18 protein-coding genes and 2 tRNA genes are annotated in these 22,605 nt (G+C 70.1%); 10 read left to right on the top strand and 10 right to left on the bottom strand.

Annotated elements, in window-relative coordinates:
- The first annotated feature begins 37 nt into the window (after nucleotides 1–37).
- The 5 genes from ehuB to ACIOEW_RS00980 all read left to right on the top strand — a co-directional run bounded on the left by ehuB (nucleotide 38) and on the right by ACIOEW_RS00980 (nucleotide 4,101).
- Nucleotides 38–940, top strand: coding sequence for an ectoine/hydroxyectoine ABC transporter substrate-binding protein EhuB (gene ehuB / locus ACIOEW_RS01000; protein WP_401960236.1), 903 nt, complete (start codon nucleotides 38–40; stop codon nucleotides 938–940).
- A gap of 19 nt (nucleotides 941–959) precedes the next feature.
- Nucleotides 960–1,694, top strand: a complete 735-nt coding sequence (gene ehuC / locus ACIOEW_RS00995) for an ectoine/hydroxyectoine ABC transporter permease subunit EhuC (protein ID WP_362543102.1) — start codon at nucleotides 960–962, stop codon at nucleotides 1,692–1,694.
- Nucleotides 1,691–2,335 carry an ectoine/hydroxyectoine ABC transporter permease subunit EhuD gene (ehuD, locus tag ACIOEW_RS00990; protein WP_362543105.1) on the top strand — a complete coding sequence of 215 codons (645 nt, stop codon included), beginning with the start codon at nucleotides 1,691–1,693 and terminating at the stop codon, nucleotides 2,333–2,335. Before ehuC ends, ehuD begins: the two co-directional genes overlap by 4 nt.
- Nucleotides 2,325–3,176 (top strand): ectoine/hydroxyectoine ABC transporter ATP-binding protein EhuA, encoded by an 852-nt coding sequence (gene ehuA / locus ACIOEW_RS00985; RefSeq protein ID WP_401960233.1) that lies wholly within the window; start codon nucleotides 2,325–2,327, stop codon nucleotides 3,174–3,176. Before ehuD ends, ehuA begins: the two co-directional genes overlap by 11 nt.
- A gap of 166 nt (nucleotides 3,177–3,342) precedes the next feature.
- Complete coding sequence (locus ACIOEW_RS00980) at nucleotides 3,343–4,101, top strand: IclR family transcriptional regulator (RefSeq protein WP_401960232.1); 759 nt, start codon at nucleotides 3,343–3,345, stop codon at nucleotides 4,099–4,101.
- Nucleotides 4,102–4,135: 34 nt separating this feature from the next.
- Here ACIOEW_RS00980 and ACIOEW_RS00975 read toward each other — a convergent pair whose 3' ends face one another.
- On the bottom strand, nucleotides 4,136–4,657 hold the full coding sequence (locus tag ACIOEW_RS00975; protein ID WP_401960229.1) for a GtrA family protein: 522 nt from the start codon (nucleotides 4,655–4,657) through the stop codon (nucleotides 4,136–4,138).
- Between the two features lie 242 nt (nucleotides 4,658–4,899).
- Here ACIOEW_RS00975 and ACIOEW_RS00970 point away from each other — a divergent pair.
- Together ACIOEW_RS00970 and ACIOEW_RS00965 are read left to right on the top strand one after the other, a co-directional pair.
- Nucleotides 4,900–4,973: transfer RNA gene (locus ACIOEW_RS00970), tRNA-Lys, on the top strand.
- Between the two features lie 130 nt (nucleotides 4,974–5,103).
- Entirely contained in the window at nucleotides 5,104–6,654 is a 1,551-nt protein-coding gene (locus ACIOEW_RS00965; protein WP_401960227.1) for an MFS transporter, read from the top strand.
- Here ACIOEW_RS00965 and ACIOEW_RS00960 read toward each other — a convergent pair.
- The 4 genes from ACIOEW_RS00960 to ACIOEW_RS00945 all read right to left on the bottom strand — a co-directional run bounded on the left by ACIOEW_RS00960 (nucleotide 6,634) and on the right by ACIOEW_RS00945 (nucleotide 13,013).
- Nucleotides 6,634–8,310: an AMP-binding protein gene (locus ACIOEW_RS00960; protein ID WP_401960225.1), complete on the bottom strand. Its 1,677-nt coding sequence runs from the start codon at nucleotides 8,308–8,310 to the stop codon at nucleotides 6,634–6,636. The two genes, ACIOEW_RS00965 and ACIOEW_RS00960, sit on opposite strands and share 21 nt — an antisense overlap.
- Nucleotides 8,311–8,336: 26 nt before the next feature.
- Complete coding sequence (locus ACIOEW_RS00955) at nucleotides 8,337–8,927, bottom strand: lytic polysaccharide monooxygenase (RefSeq protein WP_362543122.1); 591 nt, start codon at nucleotides 8,925–8,927, stop codon at nucleotides 8,337–8,339.
- 158 nt (nucleotides 8,928–9,085) lie between these two features.
- Nucleotides 9,086–11,635: an SPFH domain-containing protein gene (locus ACIOEW_RS00950; RefSeq protein ID WP_401960224.1), complete on the bottom strand. Its 2,550-nt coding sequence runs from the start codon at nucleotides 11,633–11,635 to the stop codon at nucleotides 9,086–9,088.
- A gap of 25 nt (nucleotides 11,636–11,660) precedes the next feature.
- The gene (locus ACIOEW_RS00945) at nucleotides 11,661–13,013 is read right to left on the bottom strand and encodes a peptidoglycan-binding protein (protein WP_401960223.1); all 1,353 of its coding nucleotides are present in this window, start codon (nucleotides 13,011–13,013) and stop codon (nucleotides 11,661–11,663) included.
- Between the two features lie 183 nt (nucleotides 13,014–13,196).
- Between ACIOEW_RS00945 and ACIOEW_RS00940 the strand changes: the two genes are divergently transcribed.
- The 3 genes from ACIOEW_RS00940 to ACIOEW_RS00930 all read left to right on the top strand — a co-directional run bounded on the left by ACIOEW_RS00940 (nucleotide 13,197) and on the right by ACIOEW_RS00930 (nucleotide 17,679).
- Nucleotides 13,197–13,270: transfer RNA gene (locus tag ACIOEW_RS00940), tRNA-Lys, on the top strand.
- 564 nt (nucleotides 13,271–13,834) lie between these two features.
- Nucleotides 13,835–15,748, top strand: coding sequence for a glycosyltransferase (locus tag ACIOEW_RS00935; RefSeq protein WP_401960222.1), 1,914 nt, complete (start codon nucleotides 13,835–13,837; stop codon nucleotides 15,746–15,748).
- Nucleotides 15,745–17,679, top strand: coding sequence for a galactose oxidase-like domain-containing protein (locus ACIOEW_RS00930; protein ID WP_401960221.1), 1,935 nt, complete (start codon nucleotides 15,745–15,747; stop codon nucleotides 17,677–17,679). The genes ACIOEW_RS00935 and ACIOEW_RS00930 overlap by 4 nt, the downstream gene beginning before the upstream one ends.
- Nucleotides 17,680–17,710: 31 nt before the next feature.
- Here ACIOEW_RS00930 and ACIOEW_RS00925 read toward each other — a convergent pair whose 3' ends face one another.
- The 5 genes from ACIOEW_RS00925 to ACIOEW_RS00905 form a co-directional block, all read right to left on the bottom strand.
- The gene (locus ACIOEW_RS00925) at nucleotides 17,711–18,760 is read right to left on the bottom strand and encodes a glycoside hydrolase family 6 protein (RefSeq protein ID WP_401961477.1); all 1,050 of its coding nucleotides are present in this window, start codon (nucleotides 18,758–18,760) and stop codon (nucleotides 17,711–17,713) included.
- Between the two features lie 352 nt (nucleotides 18,761–19,112).
- Nucleotides 19,113–19,856: a class F sortase gene (locus ACIOEW_RS00920; RefSeq protein ID WP_362543133.1), complete on the bottom strand. Its 744-nt coding sequence runs from the start codon at nucleotides 19,854–19,856 to the stop codon at nucleotides 19,113–19,115.
- Between the two features lies 1 nt (nucleotide 19,857).
- Nucleotides 19,858–20,418: a hypothetical protein gene (locus ACIOEW_RS00915; RefSeq protein WP_401960219.1), complete on the bottom strand. Its 561-nt coding sequence runs from the start codon at nucleotides 20,416–20,418 to the stop codon at nucleotides 19,858–19,860.
- Between the two features lie 124 nt (nucleotides 20,419–20,542).
- The gene (locus tag ACIOEW_RS00910; protein ID WP_362543139.1) at nucleotides 20,543–21,349 is read right to left on the bottom strand and encodes an HAD-IIA family hydrolase; all 807 of its coding nucleotides are present in this window, start codon (nucleotides 21,347–21,349) and stop codon (nucleotides 20,543–20,545) included.
- A gap of 178 nt (nucleotides 21,350–21,527) precedes the next feature.
- A complete protein-coding gene (locus ACIOEW_RS00905) occupies nucleotides 21,528–22,589 on the bottom strand; it encodes a 2-aminoethylphosphonate ABC transporter substrate-binding protein (RefSeq protein WP_401960217.1) in 1,062 nt (353 codons plus the stop codon).
- Between the last annotated feature and the right edge of the window lie 16 nt (nucleotides 22,590–22,605).

Genomic DNA, 22,605 nt, shown 5'->3' with positions numbered 1-22,605 from the left:
CTGTCCGGACTGTTCGACCCCCAGGAGACTGCGAACCATGGCTGACTTCCCGAACCTGTCCCGCCGGGGCTTTCTCAACCGATCGGCAGCCGTGGGCGGTCTGCTCGTCGTCCCCGGCCTGCTCGCCGCGTGCAGCAAGACCGGCGCCGACTCCGCCGACGGCGAGGGGGCGCTCGACAAGCTCCGCAAGCAGGGCTTCGTCCGGGTCGCGTACGCCGACGAGGCCCCGTACGGCTACATGGAGGGCAAGGTCCTCAAGGGCGAGGCACCCACCCTGCACCGGGAGATCTTCAAGGCGCTCGGCGTGGACGAACTGCGCCCGACCCTCTCCGAGTGGGACGGGCTGATCCCGGGTCTGCAGGCCAGCAAGTACGACGTGGTCAGCGCCGGTATGGCGATCACGCCCGAGCGTTGCGCCAACGCCCTTTTCTCGGAGCCGGAGTTCATCTCGCCGACCGCGCTGATGGTGAAGAAGGGCAACCCGAAGAAGATCACCGACCTGGCGTCCGCGAAGGCCGCCGGAATCACCGTCGGCGTGATGGCGGGCGCGGTCGAGGGCTCGTACGCCGAGGGTGCGGGGATAGCCAAGGACAAGATCAAGTCGCTGCAGAAGCCGCAGGACGGCGCGGACGCGGTCAAGGGCGGCCGGGTCGACGCGTTCCTGCTCACCGGCATCTCGCTGCGCTGGCTGGCGAAGACCAACCCGGAGACCGAGGTGACCGAGGCCTTCCTGCCGGAGCTCGGCGGCGTGAAGCAGTACAGCCCCGGCGGCGCCGTCTTCCGCAAGGGCAACGAGGAACTGCGGGACGCCTTCAACCGCGAGCTGAAGAAGATCGTCTCCGACAAATCGCGCTACGTGGAGCTGCTCCGGGACTACGGCTTCGGAGCCACCGAGCTCCCGCCGGCCACGCTGAAGACGGCCGATCTGTGCAAGGGCTGACAGGGACGGGACCCACCGCATGAGTGATTTCTTCTCGGCCTTCGCCGACGATCTGCCACAGCTGCGCTCGGGCCTGTGGGTGACCCTGGAGGCCACCGTCCTGGGCGCGCTGCTGGCGCTGTTCCTGTCGTTCGTCCTCGGCCTGATGTCGATCAGCCGGCTGCTGGTCTCGCGGGGCGTCTCACGCGTGGTCGTGGAGTTCTTCCGCGGCACCTCGCTGTACGTCCAGCTGTTCTGGCTCTACTACGCGATGCCGCCGCTGACGGGGTACGAGCTGACGCCGCTGCTCTGCGGTGTCGTCGCCTTCGGGCTCAACTACGGGGCCTACGGCGCCGAGGTGGTGCGCGGTGCCATCAACTCCGTACCGCGGGCCCAGTACGAGGCGGCGGTCGCGCTGAACATGACGCCCCTGCACCGGATGCGCAAGGTGATCCTTCCGCAGGCCTGGGTGCAGATGATCCCGCCCTTCACCAACCTGCTGATCCAGCTGCTGAAGTGCACTCCGCTGCTGTGGCTCATCTCGGCGGCCGATCTGATGACCGTGATCGAGAAACTGCGCAGCCGTACGGGTGAGACCCTCGCCGCGTATGTGACCCTGCTGGTCTGCTACTTCGTGCTGGCCTACGCGCTGACCCTGCTGATGAACCTGCTGGAGCGGTCCGCCAAACGGCGGCTCGGCCTGGCGGACGGCGGGCGGAGCCTGCTGAAGTCCCGCAGCTCCGTGCCCGCCCCGACTGCCGGAGGTGTCCGGTGAGCAACGGATTCGACTGGAACGCCGTCGACGAGGCGCTGCCCCTGCTGCTGCAGGGGTTCAGGACCACCCTGCTGGCCACGGTGCTCGGGACGCTCGTCGCCGCGGTGCTCGGGCTGGCGATCGCGGTCGCCGGACGGGCCCCGAGCCGGTTCGTGACCGTACCCGTACGTGTCGTGATGGAGTTCGTCCGCTCGACACCACTGCTCGTCCAACTTGTCGGCGCCGCCGCCGTGTTCAGCTCGGTGGAGCCGCTGACCATCGGCATCGTGGTGCTGGGCATCCACTACGCGACGTACACCTCGGAGGTGTACCGCGCCGGGATCGACGGCGTGCCGAAGGGTCAGTGGGAGGCCTGCCGGGCGCTGTCGCTGTCGCCCCGGCGGACCTGGCAGGCAGTGATCCTGCCGCAGGCGGTGCGCAACGTCGTACCCGCGCTGGGCAACTACGCGATCTCGATGTTCAAGGAAACCCCGTTCCTCGCCGTGATCACCGTGCACGAGATGGTCTTCGAGGCCCGGGACTACGGAACCAAGCACTTCGTCTACACCGAGGTGTTCACGCTCGCCGGCCTGATCTTCCTGGTCGCGAGCTATCCCACGTCCCTCCTGATGAGGAAACTGGAGAAGCGCCTTGGCCACTGAACCTCTCCCCCTGCAGAAGACCGCGGCCACGGCCCCCGAGGACGTCGTCGCGATCCCCGCCCCCCAAAGCACCGCGCATCCGCTGGTCCGGTTCGACAAGGTCGTCAAGCGGTACGGCGACCATGTCGTCCTCGACCAGCTGGACTTCGAGGTCGAGCGCGGCGAGCACGTCACCCTGATCGGGCCCAGCGGCTCGGGCAAGACCACGATCCTGCGGCTGCTGATGACGCTGGAGAAGGTCAGCGACGGCGTGATCCGGATCAACGGCGACCCGCTGTCGCACATGCAGGCGGCGGACGGCTCACTGAAGCCCGCCTCCGAGAAGCACCTGCGCGAGGCGCGGAAGCGGATCGGGATGGTCTTCCAGCAGTTCAACCTCTTCCCGAACATGAAGGTGCTGCAGAACATCACCGAGGCCCCCGTCAACGTCCTGGGCATGGACCGCGACAAGGCGGAGACCCGGGCCCGGGAGCTGCTCGACCTCGTCGGGCTGTCCGCGAAGATCGACGCCCACCCCTCGCAGCTGTCCGGCGGTCAGCAGCAGCGGGTCGCGATCGCGCGGGCGCTGGCGATGGAGCCGGAGATCCTGCTCCTGGACGAGGTGACGTCCGCGCTCGACCCGGAGCTGGTGGCGGGCGTACTGGAGCTGCTGGGCGACATCGCCAGGAACACCGACATCACCATGCTGTGTGTGACCCACGAGATGAATTTCGCCCGGGACGTGTCGGAGAAGGTACTGATGTTCGACGCCGGGAGGGTCGTGGAGTCGGGTTCGCCGGAAAAAATCTTCTCCGATCCCGAACACGAACGTACTCGCGAATTCCTCAACGCGGTGCTGTGACCTCGACATCCGTCGATCGTCTTTGACTCTGGCATATGCCAGACGGGTGCGCCCCAGCTGACGGGGCCGGGGCGCCCCAATGAGTAGTCAACAGCCGCCCCTGTACGGCCTCTTGGCGGCTATCGTGAGGGCAGAGCTTGCGGTCACAACCTGGTAGGGGGAAACCGTGGCGTTGAAGCCGGAACCGACCGCGCCGTTCCATTCGGTGCAGTACGCCCTTCGTGTCCTCGAGACGGTCTCCAAGCACGGAAACGGTGTGACGAGCACCCAGATCGCCCGGGAGACGGGACTGCCCGTCGGGCATCTCACCTCCCTGCTGCTGACGCTGCGCCGCGAGGGGTACGTCGAGCAGATCACCGATGGCGCGTACGTCACCGGCGCCTCGCTGCTGCTCCTCGGCTCCGGCGCGGCCCGCAGACAGGCCCTGGAGGCCAAGCTCCAGCAGACCCTGGCCCAGTTGCGGGACTCGGTGGGCGCCGCCGTCTACATCAGTCGGTACGTGGACGGCGAGATCCGGGTCACGCAGTACGCCGACGGTCCGCGGACACCCGCGGTCAACGAGTGGGTGGACTTCCGATCGGCGGCGCACGCCTCGGCGATCGGCAAGTGCCTGCTGACCCAGCTCGACCAGAACGGGCGGCGCGATCACCTCTCGCGGCACAAGATCGCCCGGCTGACGTCGCGGACGATCACGAGCGAGAAGATCCTCTTCTCCAAGCTGGACAGCCAGCCGGCGACGGTGCCGGTGCTCGACCTCCAGGAGTACGCGGTCGGCACGGTGTGCGCAGCGGTGCCGCTGACGGCGGGGTCGTCGGCGGGATGCCTGGCACTGTCCCTGCCGGTCGAACACGCACACCGCCTGCGCGCGGCCGCGGACGCGCTGAACCGGCGGGCTGCGCCGGTGCTGCTGTCGCTGGCCCTGTAGCCACCGCGGCCCCGGAGACTCACCCGCCGCCGGATCAGGCGGCGCGGCAGAGCTCCGCGGCATCGGCCGGCACCAAGTCGCGGGCGGCCACGACCGCGTGCGCGGGACGGGCGGTGACCGCGGCCACCGAGCGGTTCCGTGCGAAGACGACGAGGCGCAGCACCACGAACCGTGCGACGCCGGCGAGCGCGGAGGCGGACAGGTAGACGGCCTGTTCCAGCACGGCCCCCGGCGCCTCCACCATGTGCGGCAGGGCGAACATCGCCACACAGGTCACCACATACGCCGCCGCCGCCGAACCGGCCGACTGGCCGTGCTGACGCCAGGTCGCGCGCCCGCCCGTGCCGAAGGTGAAGCGGGCGTGCAGCTCGGTGGCGAGGAGCGTGGAGACCACGGTGATCAGGGCGTTGGCCAGAACCCAGGGGATCCAGGAGGCCAAGGCCGCCACGGCGAAGCCGGCGGCGATCCCCACTCCGCCGCCGCAGAGCGCGAAGCGGGCGAAGGCGGTGAAGGTGGCAGGTGCCGCCGACTGTTGCTGCCGCGGTATCGCTTCCATGACCCGTCCCCCTCGATCGCCCACCGCATCCGGCGCGAGCCCTGCGCTCCGCGAGACCGAGGACTCGTTCCCCGTGGCGCCATAGTGGCACATCAATGACACCATTGCGAGTCCAATGTGGCACCACCCGCATCCGCCCTGGCGCCACTGCACCGCGACGACCACGAATGCGCAGGTCAGAAGGGTGGCGGACGCGTGTCGTCAGCACCCCTGGAGAGCAGGTATTATTTTCGAGTCAGCAAGCGCCGCTAGCTCAGTTGGTTAGAGCAGCTGACTCTTAATCAGCGGGTCCGGGGTTCGAGTCCCTGGCGGCGCACAGACACCACACGAGGCGGTCTCCGTTCAACGGAGACCGCCTCGTGTGTTTTGTGCTGCCCGCGATGATGTACGGATGTTTTACACGTCCGTACTAGACAACTGTTTTACACGCTCGTATATTTCCAGGCATGCCAACCTCCTCGCGCACCACCGCCGCTGCCGGAGATCTCGCCGGCCGTCGGGAGTGGACCGCTTTCGTGGTCCTGCTCCTCCCTCTCCTCCTGGTCTCCATGGACGTGTCCGTCCTCTTCTTCGCGATCCCGTCCATCGACCGGGACCTCGCACCCAGCGCCACCCAGCAGCTCTGGATCTTCGATGTGTACGCCTTCGCGCTGGCCGGCCTCCTCATCACGATGGGCTCACTCGGTGACCGGATCGGGCGCCGCAAGCTCCTGATGTTCGGCGCGGTCGCCTTCAGCGCGGCATCGGTCGGCGCCGCCTACGCCTCCAGCCCCGAAATGCTCATCGCGGCCCGGGCCCTGCTCGGGATCGGCGGTGCGACGCTGATGCCGTCGACCATGGGCCTGGTGCGGAACATGTTCCGCAACGAACAGCAGCGCGGCCGGGCCATCGGCATCTGGTCCGGTGCCATGGCGGGAGGCATCGCGCTCGGATCGGTGCTCAGCGGCATCATGCTGGAACACTTCTGGTGGGGTTCGGTCTTCCTGGTCAACGTGCCGGCGATGGTGCTGCTGCTCGTCCTGGTGCCGGTGCTGGTACCGGAGTTCAAGGACCCGAACCCGGGACGCTTCGACTTCCTGAGCGTTCCCCTGTCCATGGCAGCCGTGCTCCCGGTCGTCTACGGGGTCAAGGAGACCGCCGCCGAGGGGATGGACCTGAGCAACGGCCTGATCACCGCCGCCGGGCTGGCCGTCGGCTGGGTCTTCGTCCGGCGCCAGCGCACCCGCAACGACGCGATGATCAGCAGGGAGCTGTTCCGCGACCGGAACTTCGCCGCGGGAATCGGGCTGAACGCGCTGGCCGCGTTCGCCATGATGGGAGCGTCCTTCTTCACCACGCAGTACCTGCAGTCGGTGCTCGGGATGAGCACGATGGAGGCCTCGCTGTGGAGCCTGGCCCCGTCGCTGGCGGTGGGCGCTGCCGCACCGGCGGCCACCGCGATCGCCCAGCGGACCGAGCGCGCCCGGGTGATCTGCGCCGGCTTCGTCATCGCGGCCGCCGGATTCGGTGTCCTCGCCCGGTCGGGTACGGACTCGCTCGCCGTCCTGCTCATCGGCTCGGCCGTGATGAGCTGCGGGATCGTCACCGTCATGGCACTCGTCTCGGACCTGGCCATGTCCACCAGCCCGCCGGAGAAGGCGGGTTCGGCGGCCTCGCTGCTGGAGACCGGGCAGGAGTTCGGCGGGGCGATGGGGATGGCACTGCTGGGTGCGGTGGCGACCGCGGTCTACGCCGCGGACATGCCGGAATCGGCGCCCGAGGTGGCCCGCAAGACGCTGCCGGGGGCGTTGTCCACCGGTGACGGCTCACTGATCGCGGTCGGGCGGGACGCGTTCGTGCACAGCATGCAGTACGCCTCGGTGGCCGGCGGACTGCTCCTGCTGGTGGGCGCCGTGCTGGCCGTGACGCACCTGCGGCGGCCGGCCATCTCGGAACCCGCCGCCGTCTCGGGGCCCGCCGTCTCGGAACCCGCCGTCTCAGAGTCCTCCGCCGTGTGAGGAGAGCAGGTCATGGCGCCCGTGCTCCTCGTACTCCCTTACCAGCGAGCCCAGTTGTCCGTCGCCGAACGGTACGTACGCCCCGCCGGCCCCGTTCCACCACAGCGGTCCCCCGGACCAGAATCCCTCGCGCCGCAGCCCGACCCGGTGCACCTTGTTCGTCGCCGTCACCGGCATCGACCGGACGACGCGCACGAACCGGGGGGCCATCTTCGTCCCCAGGTCGGGCTGGTCCCGGAGGAAGGCGGCGAACGCCTCCGGATCGAACCGCACCCCGTCGCGCAGCGCCAGCGTCGCCATGACCTGGTCCCCCGCGACCGGGTCGGGCACCCCGTAGACGGCCACGGCCGCCGCGTCGGTCCAGCGGGCCAGGATGTTCTCGATCATCGCGGCGGCCAGGTTCTCGCTGTCGACCCGCAGCCGGTCCTCCGTACGGCCCGCGAAGTACAGGAAACCGTCGGCGTCCCGGAAGAAGAGGTCTCCGGTCCAGTACCAGCCGTCGCGCACCCGGGCGGCGTCCGCCGCCTCGTTGCGCCAGTACCCCTCGAAGGGGGTCCGGCCCCGGTTCACCAACTCACCTATCGCGGCGCCTCCGTTGGTGAGGGTGCCGCCGGCGTCGAAGACCGCGGCGACCCGCTCCCGGCCGCTCGAAGGATCGACGACCGCGAGGTCGTCGCGGTCCGACGCCCGGCCGATCGCACCCGGCGGGGTGTCCGGCGTCCGCTGGATCGCCGCCCCGCCCTCCGAGGAGCCGTACCCCTCGACCAGCCGCACGCCGAACCGCTCCCGGAAGCGGGCCGCGTCCACGGCGCCCGCCTCGGTGCCGAAGCCGAGCCGCAACGGGTGCTCGCGGTCGTCGGGGCGCTCGGGGGTTGCCAGCAGATACTGCACGGCACGGCCGACATAGGTGAAGTACGTGGCGCCGTGCGCGCGTACGTCGGCCAGGAAGCCGGACGCCGAGAAGCGGCGGCGCAGCGCGACGGCGGCCCCGGCGGACAGAGCGGGGCCCCAGTCGGCGATCACCGCGTTGCCGTGGAACATCGGCATGCAGATGTAGTGAACGTCCTCGCCCCGGATCCCGAACTGGTCGACGAGGGACCGTCCGGCCGCCGCCAGCCGCCCCTGCGTGCAGATCGCGGCCTTGGGCGCACCGGTGGACCCCGAGGTGAAGTACAGCAGCATCCGGGTCGCGGGAGCGGGCCGGTTCAGGACCGTGTCACCCGGCCGCGCCCCGGCGTAGGGGGCGAGAAGCGCGGCGTACGCGTCGGTGTCGGTGACCAGCACCCGTACGCCCGGCAGCGCGAGGCCGTCGAGCAGCGGCAGATGGGCGCGCTCGGTGATCAGCACCCGGCATTCGGTGTGCAGGATGTCGCGGGCCAGCTCGGCGCCGCGGCGGGTGGGGTTGATGCCCGCGACGGCGGCCCCGGCCAGGGCCGCCGCGCTCAACCACAGCGGGAATTCGGGAGTGTTGTCCAGCAGCACTCCGAGGTGCGGTTCACTGCCCGCCGGCAGCAGATCCGCCAGGAGCGCGGCCCGTGCGGCAGCACCCGAGGCGACCTGGTGGTGACTGAGGACGGTGCCCTCATGTCTCAACCCGGGCCGGTGGTCGCCCCATTGGCGCTGTACGAGCTCCGCGACGGTGCCTGCGCTCCCCATGGCGCCGCACGGTAACCGACCAGGCGTCAGAACTGAACATCCGAGCACGAGTAGAACGCGTTGGCCGTGTCGGCGATGTTCCAGACGCTCAGGATGATGTGCTTCCCGGTCTTCTGGGTGGGGATGGTGCCCTGCTGGGTCAGGGTCGACGGCGGCTGCTGATTGCCGTACGGCACCGTCATGAAGGGCTGCGACTCCAGGTCGGAGCGCTTGAGCGGCTTGGTGGGGTCCCAGCCGTTCTTGGTGATGTAGTAGCGGAAGTCCGTCGTGGCGTGCCGGGCGGTGAACTGCCAGCGGAAGCTGAAGCCCTGGCCCGCGGTGACCTTGGTGGCGGGCCAGTTGCCGCCGCGCGGGTCGTCGAGCTGGGCGAACTCGCCGTGACCGGCGGAGCAGATCGCACCGTCGGCGGGGCCGGCCGCCGGGAAGCCCTTGGGGCCCTCGACGCTCTGCGGCTCCCACTGGATGTTGCCGCAGCCCGTCACCGTGCCGTTGGCGCAGAGCTTCTGACGGCTGATGGGGTTGTCGGTGTAGCCGTGGCTGCTGGCACTGCTGGTCGCGAACATCGAGACGCCCGCTACCGCAAGGCCGACCAGGGCCGCGCCTGTCTTCTTACGCATTGCTGCCGCTCCTCGGAGACGTGGGGGAGGTTCCATGAGCACTGCTACGCGCGTGTCGTGCGGTCTAGACCAAGGCCTAGATTATTGACGCATCATGAACATGTCCAGACCAATGAGAGCTGGATTCCGGTTGTCTCCGAGGTGCCGGGCAGAACGTCTCAGGCGCTGTCCCCACCACTGCGACCGGTGTAGAAGGCCACCGTCAAGTCCTTGACCAGGGACTTCCGTTCGTAGGCGTCAAGCTCCACGAGGCCCCGGGCGGTCAGCCGGTTGACGGTGTCGTCCACGGCGTCCACCACCGAAGTCAGCACGCTGTCCCGGTGCTTGGCGTCGATGGCGGCGATCCGGCGCCGCTGCATGGCCGCCGCCACCTCCGGTGCGTACTCGATTCCGGTCGGCTGCGCCGAGTACAGCTCGATGCCGACCGGTTCGCAGTCCGCCTTCAGCATCCGGGTCAACGCGTCACCGACCGCCTCCGCGTTGCGCAGAGTGTGCGCGTCCTCGTGGAAGGCGTCGGCGGGCAGCTGGGACAGGACCCGGGCCATGGCCGCCTCGACCTGCTCACGCAGATACTCCTCGTGATCCTCGACCCCCAACGTCGCCCGCACGGTGTCCCCGACCCGCCACACGACGAGGACGACGACCCGCAGGGCGGTCCCGTTGGCGTCCATCGCTGGCAGCGGCTCACTGCGCCAGTGCCGCAGCCGTACGTCGACCCGGCGCCGCAGGAGCAGCGGGCTGACCCACATCAGCCCGGTCCGCCGCACGGTGCCCCGGTACCGGCCGAAGAGCGTGAGCACCCACGTGTACCCGACGCGCCCGCGGCTCAGACCGCCGAACGCGAAGAGCACCAAGGTCACCAGCAGCGCGAGCGCCGCCCAGGCGCCGATCCCGAGTCCGTCGTACGGTCGCGGAACGACCCCGATCCGCGACAGCACCCGGGCCGGCAATGCCCCGGCCCACCACAGGACTCCACCGATGGCGGCGATCCCGCCGGCTCCGGTGAGCACCGCGACCCAGCCGGGCAGCGCAGGTCCGGGCCGCTCGTGGAGCCGGGGGTCGGCGACCGGTGCGGGCCGGGTCGGGGGCCGCACCTGCGGAGTCCTCGGCACCGGCGGCCGCCGGACACCGGCCGGCTGCTCGCCGACGGGTGCCCTTCGTGCGACGGTGACCGGCATCGCCGTGGCGTCCTCCCCGGCCTCGGCCTCCTCGCGGAAGAGCAGGTGCACCGGGATGGAGGCGGTGCGCTCGTTGGCGATGACCGCCTGGTGCCGGCCGGTGTCCACACGGGCGTCGGCAGGGAACTCGCCGGTGTCCTCGCCGCTCAACATCAGGGAGAGGGAGGCGGGGGCGGACCCCGGCGTGGGCACGGACGCGGTGTCCGGCACGTCGATATCCGGCACGTCGGTGTCCGGCACGTCGACCCGGACGGGAGCGGACACGGAGACGTCGCGGGCCTCGGGCGCGGAGGCTTCCGACCCGTACGTTCCGGATCCGGCCCCCGCCATGACGAGCACAGCGGTTTCGGCAGCATCGGCTGGTGCCACGTCCTGCGGATCGCCGCCTGACGGCGCATCGGCCTCCGGCGCGGGAGCGGGCACCAGGTCCGAGGCGTTCGGCCGGGCGTCGCGCAGCGACGGCCCACCGCCGACGGGTGCGCCGGCGGTGGGCCGGTACACCGGGCCGAGGCCGGAGGCCGCCGATACCTCCGATACCTCCGCCATCTTCGGTACCTCTAGCGTCCTCGGTACCTCTAGCGTCCTCGGTACCTCTAGCGTCCTCGGTACCTCTAGCGTCCTCGGTACCTCTGGCGTCCTCGGTACCTCCGCCATCTTCGGTACCTCTGGCGTCCTCGGTACCTCTGGCGTCCTCGGCGCCTCTGGGATCTTCAGTGCCTCTGGCATCGTCGGCGCTGTCGACGTCGTCGGCGCGGTCGGCACCGGGTCGATCTCCGCCGTATCCAGCACCGCATCCACCGCCGGGACCGCCGCCAGGACGGCCGTCGGCGCAGGGCTCGGACCCGGGTCCGCCGCCGGGACCGACACCGAGGCCGAGGTCGCTCCGAAGGAGGAGCCCGCGCGTTCACCTTCGCCCGGCACCAGGTCGAGCACGAGGTCGACGACGGAGTCCGGCCCCGGCACGGGCGCACCGAGCATGTCGACCACGCCGGGCGCGTCGAACACGCCGTACACCCCAGCCACATCTGTCACCTCGGCCGCACCCGGCACCCCGGCCACACCGGGCGCGTCGTACGCCCCGGCCGCACCCGGCACCCCAGCCACACCGGGCGCGTCGACCACGCCGTACACCCCAGCCGCACCCGGCACCCCGGCCACACCGGGCGCGTCGTACACCCCAGCCACACCTGGCACCTCGGCCGGGCCGGCAGCGGGCAAGCCGGAGCCGGCGTGCGGACCCGCATCCCGGCCCATGCCCGGACCCGCATCCAGGCCCAGGCCCTGCCCCGCATCCAGGCCCACGCCCGGACCCGTGTCCGAGCCCACGCCCGGACCCGTCTGCCCGTACTCCGCCGCCCAGCCGCCCGACCCGGCCCGCTCCCCCGCCGCGGCCCAGGCGTCCGTGACCCGGCCCGGTCCGTCCGGCCCCACCCACTCCCGTACCGGGACCGCCCCGTACCTCTCCTCCCCGTACTCCGGGTCCTCCCGGTTCTCCGGGTTACCGGAGCTGTCCGACACCGTGGATCGCATTACCGCCTCCGTCATGTCCGTCGTGTCACGCGAAGAGTCGCCGCCAGGTCTCCGGCCCCGGATAGCCGTCGGCCTCCGTGCCTCGCCAGCCCTGGGCCTTCTGGAAGGCCTCGACATTGCGTCGGTCCGCCTCGGTCCACCGAGAGCCGGGGCCCGACAGGTAGTACTTGCCGTATCCCTTCTTCACCAACTGTTTGCCGAGCTTCTCGACATGGCTGTTGAACTGACCCGGCCTGAAATAGCCCCGCCCGGGGAAGGCCGGGACCGCAGCGGAGCCGCCGTCCGCGGCCTTGCCGCCCGCGGCGGGGATGTCGTGGCCGGTTCCGTTGGCCAGCAGGCGCCAGGTGTCGGGGCCGGGGATGCCGTCGGCCTCCTTGCCCCTCCAGCCCTGGGCCTTCTGGAACGCCTGGGTCGCCAGCCGGTCGGCGCTGCTCCAGGCGGGGCCGGGCCCGACCTTGTAGAAGCGCTTGCCGCCCCGGTCGACGAGCAGCTTGCCGAGCCGGGTGACGTAGGCGTTGTTCGCGCCGGCGCCGAACTTCCCGGCACCCGGGAACAGCGTCTTGGTCGAGTCGCTGCCACCGGACCCGGTCGTCAGCCCCTTGTACCGGTAGGCGACATAGCTGCCCGAGTTGGTCCAGTACGCCATGGGCGTCGTCTGCTTACGGGTGTGCGGCTTGGTCTGCTCGTACGCCGTGTAATGGGTGTGTGTGTAGTCGGTCCAGCCGCCGAAGAGCGTGACGTGCGAGCCCTTCCCGGGGTCGGCCGGGTTGTGGAAGAGCAGGATGTCGCCGGGCTGGAGTTCCTCCCTGGCGATGCGCGTCCCGTAGGTGGAGAGGCTGCCGGTCCATTCGTTGCCGGGCAGGTTCCAGGCCATCGACACATAGCCGGAGCAGTCCTGGCGGTACCCGTCCGACCAGTACTTCTCCATGCTGTACGGGACCTGTGCGGTGACCCACTTCTTCGCGCGGTTGATGATGTCGGCCCGAGTGGTCGTGCGCAGCGTGGGCGCGCCCGCCTGGGACGCCGGTGGTCCCGAGGCCCCCGCACCCTGCAACGGCCCCGGTCCGCCCTGCGGGCTGTCCGGCCCCGGTTCGACCGGCCCGGCCGCCGCGCCGGTCACCGCGACCGGGTCGGCCGCCTGGCCCGGGTCCGTCACCGGGCCCGGGTCGGCCGCCGCGCCCGCCGCCTCCGCGAGACCGGCGCTGAGCACCACCCCGGCAGCGGTGACCAGCACCATCGCCCGCCGCGCGCCGTGCGCGGCGGGATGTCCTCCATAGCGCGTCGGCAGTCCCCCGGCTGCGGTGCGCCGTTGAACGGCGCATCCCGCACAGGTGCAGTCGATGGCAGGTACGTACTCCTCGAAGGCCGGCACAGTCATGCGATTCCCTCCGCACTCGTCAAGATCTTTGGGCGCATCTGCACGGGCGTCAGTGTCTCAACTCTCCTGACATATCGCATTTTGACGGACAGAAGAGAAAAAACGACCATCCGACAGGCCGTGGCGGAGGGGAAATGGTCAGGAGCACGGCCGGAGATCGGGTAGAGTTCTCCAGGTCAGCAGGCGCCGCTAGCTCAGTTGGTTAGAGCAGCTGACTCTTAATCAGCGGGTCCGGGGTTCGAGTCCCTGGCGGCGCACGCAGAGTCAAGGCCCCCTCACCACGCGTGAGGGGGCCTTGCTCGTTCCCGCGCACTTCACCGCCCCGCGCAGGCGTCACTCGTTGAGCGATTTGCTCACGCACACCTCACGCCCGCATCGCGCTCACCTCGCATGCGCCTGACAGGCAAGCGCCCGCCGGCCGGCCGGCGGCGCATGACTCCCCGCGCACCCCCTCATACGCCTCCACACCACCCCTCCACAAGAGCCGCACAAATCGCGCATTTGAGCGGGTACTAACCCCTTTCACCCTTGCGATCGCGGCCGGGGTCGGCCAGTCTGTCTGAGGGCCATCGGCGCCAACCACGCCGGTGAGACCCATAGTTGGGGGGAAACGGAGGGGATTATTCCGGTTGTGTTCGATGCGAGGGGAAGGCGTCATGCACAAGCAAACGCCGAACAGGCATCATGCAACCGGACGGACGGCCTTGCCTGTCTCAGGGAAGTGACCCGCCACTGAACCGTCGGTCGCGTCCAGGGGGACATGCGGCAGACGAAACGACCGACCGACCACGCAGCCCCGCCTGCGTGCAGGGGGATGACCCATGACGTCGACGCCGCCAGGCGCCCGGCAGGACCACGACCCTTCCCGGACCACACAGCTTCGGATACCCCCGCAGCTGGGGACCGAGGGCCAGCGGCGGCGACAGAAGAAGGCGCTGCCTCGGTACGACTACGAGCACTACAGCCGGCTCGCCGGGCCTCTGACCCAGCCCGACCCTGCCAGGCCGTACACCGTGAAGTACCGCTCGCTCCTCTCCCAGGAGCCCCACCGGATCCGGGCGGCTCTCCTGCTGGGGGCCGCCCCGCTCGTCTCGCTCGGACTCTTCGCCTGGCTGATGCAGCCCGGGCACTGGACCCAGCGCGACCCGAACCTCAAAAACGGCACGCTGTTGGTCCTCGACATCGTGATGCTGGTCTCGATCGGTCTGATCGAGCTCTTCCGCACCCTGAACGTCCTCTCCAACGCGCACGCCACGCTGGTGGCGCGCGACCCGGTCCCGGTCGTGCCGGAGACCGGTACCCGGGTCGCCTTCCTCACCTCCTTCGTTCCGGGCAAGGAGCCCCTGGAGATGGTGACGAAGACCCTGGAGGCCGCCGTCCGCATCCGCCACCGCGGGCTGATGCACGTCTGGCTCCTCGACGAGGGCGACGACCCGGCGGTGAAGGAGGTCTGCCTGCGGCTCGGCGTGCACCACTTCTCCCGCAAGGGCGTGGCGCACTGGAACCAGGCCAAGGGCCCGCACCGGGCGAGGACCAAGCACGGCAACTACAACGCCTGGCTCGACGCCCACGGTGACACGTACGACTTCTTCGCCTCGGTCGACACCGACCACGTCCCGATGCCCAACTACCTGGAGCGGATGCTCGGCTACTTCCGCGACCCGGACGTCGGCTTCGTCATCGGCCCGCAGGTCTACGGCAACTACGACACCTTCGTCACCAAGGCCGCCGAGTCGCAGCAGTTCCTCTTCCACGCGCTGATCCAGCGCGCGGGCAACCGCTACGGCGCCCCGATGTTCGTCGGCACCAGCAACGCGGTGCGGATCTCGGCCCTCAAGCAGATCGGCGGTCTGTACGACTCGATCACCGAGGACATGGCGACCGGCTTCGAGATGCACCGCGCCCGCAACCCGCACACCGGCCGCAAGTGGCGCTCGGTCTACACCCCGGACGTGCTGGCCGTCGGCGAGGGCCCGACCGCGTGGACGGACTTCTTCACCCAGCAGCTGCGCTGGTCGCGCGGGACGTACGAGACGATCCTCAAGCAGTACTGGAAGGGCTTCTTCTCACTGCCCGTGGGCAAGCTCTTCAACTACACGATGATGATCATCTTCTACCCGATGTCCGCCATGAACTGGATCCTCGCGGCGCTCAGTTGCGCGCTGTTCCTGGGGATGGGCGCCTCGGGTGTGCAGATCGACCCGACCGTCTGGATGATGCTGTACGGGAACGCCTCGGCGCTCCAGATCGGCCTGTACATCTGGAACCGCCGGCACAACGTCTCGCCGCACGAGCCCGAGGGTTCCGGTGGTCTCGCCGGCATGATGATGTCCGCGCTCTCCGCGCCGGTCTACGCACGCTCGCTGATGGACGCCGTGCTGCGCCGCAAGAGCTCGTTCGTCGTGACGCCCAAGGGTGACTCCTCCAGCCCGGACACCCTCTTCGGGACCTTCCGCATCCACCTCTTCTTCATCCTCGTCTTCGGCGGCTCCATCGCGGCCTCCTTCGTCCTCGGTCACAGCCATCCGGCGATGCTCACCTGGGCCGCGCTGGCCCTGCTGATCACCGCGGCGCCGGTCTTCGGCTGGCAGTACACCGTGCGCGCCGAGAGGAAGAAGCGGCGTGCGGGCCCGCCGCCGGCGAGCGGGCCACCGGCCCACGCCCAGCAGACCGAGCCCCACTGGGCCGGCAACGAACAGACCATGCAGATCGCCCTTGGGGGACGTAAACCATGAAGTACCGTCCGAGCCGCCGTACCCGCCGCATGGCGATCAGTACGGCGGTGGTTCTCGCGCTCGCGGGGGCGAACGGGCCGTGGCTGTACCGCTTCAGCACCGAGCGCTACCACGCGTACAAGATCAACCAGCCGGAGTACAAGGCGGCCAACGGCCACTGGGACTTCCTGGACGTCCCCTCCGAGTTCCGGATCAACACGATCCACGCGGCGCTGCTGCACACCGGCAAGGTGCTGCTCGTCGCGGGCTCGGGCAACAACCAGAAGAACTTCGACGCGAAGAGCTTCCGGTCGGTGCTGTGGGACCCGGAGACCGACGCGTACCGGAACATCCCGACGCCCAAGGACATGTTCTGCGCCGGTCACACCCAACTGCCCGACGGCAGACTGCTCATAGCCGGCGGTACCAGGCGGTACGAGAAGCTCCAGGGTGACGTCACCAAGGCCGGCGGCCTGATGATCGTGCACAACGAGGACCCGGACAAGCCGGTCACCCTGCCGGCGGGCACCCGGTTCACCGGCAAGGAGAACGGCAGGACCTTCGTCTCCAAGGACCCCGTGCTGGTGGAGAAGGCGACCAAGGTCTTCGACAGGAACACCGGCGCCTTCCTCCGCAACGACCCCGGGCTGGGCCGGATCTACGTCGAGGCGCGGCAGTCCGGCGCGAAGTACGAGACGGGCACCGAGGACAACTACCGCATAGCGGGTCTGTCCGGCTCCGACACCCGCAACGTCTACGGGATCGCCCAGAAGCTGGCCCTCGACAAGAAGGACTTCCAGGGCATCCGTGAAGCCTACGAGTTCGACCCGGTGGCGGAGAAGTACATCACCGTCGACCCGATGAACGAGGCCCGCTGGTACCCGACGCTCACCACGCTGAAGGACGGCAGGGTCCTCGCTCTGTCCGGCCTGGACGAGCTCGGGCAGATCGTCCCCGGCAAGGACGAGATCTACGACCCGGCCACCAGGAAGTGGGAGTACACCGGCATCGTCCGGAAGTTCCCCACGTATCCGGCGGTCTTCCTGCTGAACGACGGCAAGCTCTTCTACTCCGGCTCGAACGCGGGCTACGGCCCCGCCACGGTGGGCCGCGCCCCCGGCGTCTGGGACCTGGCGACGAACAGGTTCACCAGGATCCCCGGCCTGAGCGACCCGGACAAGATGGAGACCTCGGCGACCGTGCGGCTGCCCCCGGCTCAGGACGAGAGGTTCATGGTGATCGGCGGGGGCGGCGTCGGTGAGTCCGACAGGTCCAGCGCGAAGTCCCGGCTGGTCGATCTGTCGGACGCCGAACCGGAGTTCAAGGACGGCGCATCCCTCGACGAGGGCACCCGCTACCCGAGCGCGTCGCTGCTGCCCGACGACTCCCTGCTGGTCACCGGCGGTTCGGACGACTACCGCGGCCGCGGCGGGTCCGACGTGCTCCAGGCCCGGCTGTACGACGGAAAGTCGGACACGTACACGCGGGTCGCCGACCCCGCGGTGGGCCGCAACTACCACTCGGGGTCCGTGCTCCTGCCCGACGGCCGGGTCATGATCTTCGGCTCCGACTCGCTCTACTCCGACAAGGCCAACACCCGGCCAGGCGTCTTCGAGCAGCGCATCGAGATCTACACCCCGCCTTATCTGTACCGCGGTTCACGGCCGGAGCTCACCGCCGGACCGAAGAGGATCGAGCGCGGCGGCACGGCGGTGTTCACGGCCAACCGGGCCTCGTCCGTCAGGTCGGCGAAGCTGATGCGGCCGAGCGCGGTCACCCATGTCACGGACACCGACCAGCGCTCGGTGGCCCTGGGCCTGAAGCGGACGGACGGCGGGATCTCGGTGACGGTGCCGGAGAACCGGGCCCTGGTGCCGTCGGGCTGGTACATGCTGTTCGTCACCGACGACAGGGGCACGCCGTCCGAGGGGATGTGGGTGGAGGTGCCGTAGGCGCGTCCCGCGGCACCGGACAGGACCTCTCCTATGCGGTGCCGCGGGCCAGCCCGAGTGCGTATGCGGGCCACCACGCGCCGGCCTTCGGGCCGCCCCGGCAGTCGCCGTCGGACTCGCCCGGCCGCTTGATCCAGAGATACGCGTCGACCAGCTCGTCGCCCGTGTCCGTCGTCGGTGTCTCACCGAGGGCCCGTCCCGGCGGGTTGCACCAGGTCTCCTCGGGGGCGCCGCCGGTGTACGGGCCGTTGCCGTTGCGGCTGGTGTCGATCACGAACGGCTTGTCGCCGACCTTCGCCGACAACTGCTTGCCGAACTCCCGGCTGACCGCGGTGGTCTGGAAGTTGGAGACGTTGACCGCGAACCCGTCGGCCGCGCCGATGCCCGCCTGCTGCAGGGGCTGGAACAGCGCGTCCGGGGTGTGCCAGCCCGCGTTGCCCGCGTCCAGGTAGACACGGGTGTCCGGCACCTTCCTGAGCCGCTCCACCGCACCCCTGAGCAGGTCGTAGCGCTCCTCGTGGAACTCCTGCGGGGTGCACCCGTCAACCAGGTGCAGCACCGCGTCCGGCTCCAGGATCACGGTCGCGCCCCGGTCGCCGATGCCCTTGGCGACACCCTCCAGCCAGGCCCGGTACGCGTCGCCGTCGGCGGCACCGCCCTTGGAGAACTGCCCGCAGTCGCGGTGCGGGATGTTGTACAGCACCAGCAGCGCCTCCCGGCCGGCCTTCTCGGCCGCCTCCGTGAAGCCCTTCGTCTCGGCCTCCGGACTGTCCGGGCCGACCCACTCGCCGACCGGCTGCCGCGCGATCCGGCGGATCAGGGCGGCGTCCTTCTCGTTGCCGTCCTCAATGTAGCGGGCAACCTGCCGGGCGGCGTTCCCGTCGGGGTTGACCCAGTACGGATCGCTGCCCCTGGGCTGCTGCCCGACGGCCGCCGGGTTCTTCCCCGTGCCCCCGGACGAGCCTTCGCCTTCGCCGTCGCCGTCGCCGGAAGAGCTGCATCCCGCGAGCAGGAGCGCGGCGCCGGCCGCGGCCGCGCACACCCCCCGCATGCCGAACCGGCCGTTGTGGCTGCCGTACATCCACTCCCCCTCGGGTGCGACGGCTGTGGGCTGCCGCATCGCCGTCCATCCTGGCACAGGGCCCGGCTCCGGCCCGGCCCCTCACGACTTCGTCGAAGAGCCGTTACACCGGGTTCACCACACTTTGCCCGGCCCGATCGCGTGCGGAGGGTGACCGGTTATCGACGTAACGTCAGAAACGCGCTGTGCGCCGGGAGTTCGCGCCCCTACAGTGGGGCGTGCGGCGGACCCGGACGCCACCGACCTCCCGTGTCCGCGCCGGGCCACTCCCGCGGCCCGCGCCCCGCGGTCGAGGACGGCCCGGCCGGCGCCCGGAGAACCGGGCAGCCGGCCGGGCCGGATACCGAAGAGGTCAGCCGCCGTTCGGTGCGCCGGCTTTCCCGCTCACCTGCTCCTGAGTGTTCTCCCGCGCCTCCTCCTGCACCTTCTCGCGTGACTTCTCGCCCGTGAGATAGGCCGAGACGACGACGTTCGCCGTGTACGACTTCGACGCGCGGTCGTACGTGCCGCCGCAGGTGATCAGCCGGAGTTCGGCCCGGCCGTCCTTGCGGGGGCCGTACGCCTTCCGGGCGTTGAAGCGTTCACGGGTGAAGACCTGGACGTCGTCGATGGTGAACTCGGCGACGGTGCCGTCGGTCCGGGTCACCTCGACCTTGGCGCCGGGGCGGGCCGCGCTGAGCCCGTAGAAGACGGCCGGCTTGGTCTCGGTGTCGACGTGGCCGACGAAGAGGGCCGGCCCCTTGGCACCGGGCTCGGTGCCGCTGCCGTACCAGCCGACCGTCTGGGGCGTGTCGAAGGACGGCGGCTCGATCGCCCCCTCCTTGTCCAGCCCCCGCGGGACGACGGGGGCACGGATCCCGATCGACGGGACCTCGACGCTCCGCGGCGCGACCCCCTCGATCGGGTCGTGGGCCGGGGGCAGTGGCACGCCGAGGGGTCGCCCGACCGCGGCGACGTCGCCGGTGGTCGGGGCGGAACTGGCGCCGGAGCCGCCGGTGATACCGCGGCCCCAGAGCCACAGGCCCAGCAGCAGCACGGCCCAGGCCACTCCGGTGAGCAGCCTGCCGTGCCCTGCCGGGCGGTCCGAGGCGGACACGTCAGTCGGCGGCCGGGCGGCGGCGTCGCACGCTGCGGAAGGCTACGGCGACGGCCGCGACGGCGGCCAGAGCGAGGCCCACCACCGCGTGAACGGTGCCGGGGCCTTCCTGCTGGGCGGCCTGGTCGGCGAGCACCGCGGTGCCTCCGCCACCCGCACGGACCGGGGCGACGGGCATGGGCCGGCTGCGGTGGACGACGGTCAGGACGGTGGACGCCTTGGCGTGCTTGTCGCCCTTGCAGACCACCTGGACGTCGTAGTCGCCGGGTTCGGCGTCGGACCGGACCCGGGCCTCCGCGAAGAGCGTCCGGTCGTCACCGGGCGAGAAGCGCGCCTCGGAGACGAAGGCGTCGGAGCTCCCCTTGGCCTCCTTGCCCTTGCAGCCGTCGACCTCCAGGTCGACCTCGCCGCCCGGGGGGGCGGAGGAAGGGGAGACGGTGAGCGTGACCCGGGACCGTGAGTCCTCGTGGTCGGATTCGGAATCGGCCAGTGCGGCGGAAGCGGGGATCAGGGTCGCCGCGACCACCGCGGCGGCACAGAACGTGAGGGGTATTGAACGCATCGTGAACCTCCTTATGGCAGGTTCACGCGCGCCGCGGCTTTCCGCATCCGCAGGGGGCCGGACGCTGGGCCGGTGGAGTGCGGGGGCGCGGCCACACCGGCCCGCTCCCCCGCCCCGAACCGGGTCAGCCCGCCTCGGTCGCCTCGGCCGGCTCGACCAGTCCGACCAGGTCGGCGATGGAGTCGACGACCGTGGACGGCCGGAACGGGTACTTGTCGATGTCCGCCACCGTGGTGAGCCCGGTCAGCACCAGGAAGGTCTGCATGCCCGCCTCCAGACCGGCCAGCACGTCGGTGTCCATCCGGTCACCGATCATGGCGCTGGACTCCGAGTGGGCGCCGATCGCGTTGAGCCCGGTGCGCATCATCAGCGGGTTGGGCTTGCCCGCGAAGTACGGGGCCTTGCCGGTCGCCTTGGTGATGAGGGCGGCGACGGAACCCGTCGCGGGCAGCGGGCCCTCGGCGGACGGGCCGGTCTCGTCCGGGTTGGTGCAGATGAAGCGGGCGCCGCCGTTGATCAGCCGGATCGCCTTGGTGAGCGCCTCGAAGGAGTACGTCCGTGTCTCGCCGAGGACCACGTAGTCGGGCTCGTGGTCGGTGAGGACGTAGCCGATGTCGTGGAGCGCGGTGGTGAGCCCCGCCTCGCCGATGACGTACGCCGTGCCGCCGGGCCGCTGGTCGTCCAGGAACTGGGCGGTGGCGAGGGCGGAGGTCCAGATGTTCTCGACGGGGACGTCGAGGCCCATGCGCTTCAGCCGGGCATGGAGGTCGCGCGCGGTGTAGATCGAGTTGTTCGTGAGGACCAGGAAGGGCAGCCCCGACTCCCGCAGCCGCTTGATGAAGGCATCGGCGCCGGGGATCGGCGTCCCCTCGTGAATGAGGACTCCGTCCATGTCGGTGAGCCAGGACGAGATCGGCTTGCGCTCTGCCATGTGGGACTCCAGTTGCCGTACGCCAGGTGCGGGGACGCCGGCGGCACCGCGTTGTGCAGCGCCGACGTACCCGATTTTAGGCTGTCCGTTCGACCGGAAGGTACTGCCTGATCACGCGAAAGGGGCCGCCGCACCCTACGGCCCGTACCCGTTACCCATTCGTTACGCACGCGCGGAGTCAGCTTCCCGTGGCCGCCTTCCAGGCGTCCACGTACGTGTCCAGGCTGGTCCCGATGTCCGACCAGTCCGGCTCGAAGACCTCGACGCCGGTCATCAGCTTCACCAGGGCGGCGGCGTTGGCGTCTGTCGCCTCGATGTCCTTGCGGGCGGCGAATCCGCCGCCGACCGCACTGACGTCCTTCTGGGCCTGCTCGGCGAGCATGAAGTCGAGCAGCTTCTTGCCGTTGGCGCTGTGCGGGGCCTTGCTCACCAGCCCGGCGGCGTACGGCAGCGCGAAGGTGGTGGGCTTGCCGCCGGACCTGGCGGGGAACCAGATGCCGAGGTTCGGCATGTCCTTGGACTGGGCGTAGTTCATCTGGACGTCGCCGTTGGCGGCGAGGAGTTCGCCCTTGTCGACCTTGGGGGCGAGCTTGCCGGTGGAGGCGGACGGGCCGACGTTGTTGGCCTGGAGCTTCTTCAGGTACGCCATCGCCGGCTCCTTGCCGCCGAAGTCGTGCACGGCCTTGATGAGCACGGCCGTGCCGTCACCTGCGACGCCCGGGGTGGAGTACTGGATCTTCTCGTCGTACTTCCCGTCGAGGAGCTCCTCCCAGGTGGCGGGCGGCGTGCTCAGCTCCTTCTTGTTGTAGACGAAGCCGAAGTAGTTGTTGACGACCGAGGTCCACTTCCCGTCGGGTGCCTTGCCGGCGCTCTCCACCTGGTCGGAGCCGGCCGGCTCGTACGTCTGGAGGAGTCCCTTGGAGTCGGCCTGCTGGATGAACGGCGGGAGGGTGACCAGCACATCGGCCTGGGTGTTGGACTTCTCGCGGACGGCGCGCTGCACCATCTCGCCGGAGCCGCCTTCCACGTACTCGACCCTGATGCCGGTCTTCTTCTCGAAGTCCTCGAAGACCTTGTCGTACCAGCCGTCGCCGTTCTCGCCCTTGAGGCCGTCGGCGCTGTAGACGGTGACGACCTTCTCGTCGGACGCGGCCGACGAGCCGCCGCAGGCGGTGAGGGTGGTGGCGAGGGCGAGCGCGCCGGTGACGGCGGCTATGGGCTTGAGGTGGTTCTTGCGCATGGCAGTCGTATCTCCT

This window comes from Streptomyces sp. NPDC087901, from assembly GCF_044742205.1.
In the GTDB taxonomy this organism is placed as follows: domain Bacteria; phylum Actinomycetota; class Actinomycetes; order Streptomycetales; family Streptomycetaceae; genus Streptomyces.
This window is presented reverse-complemented; position numbering and strand designations above follow the sequence as displayed.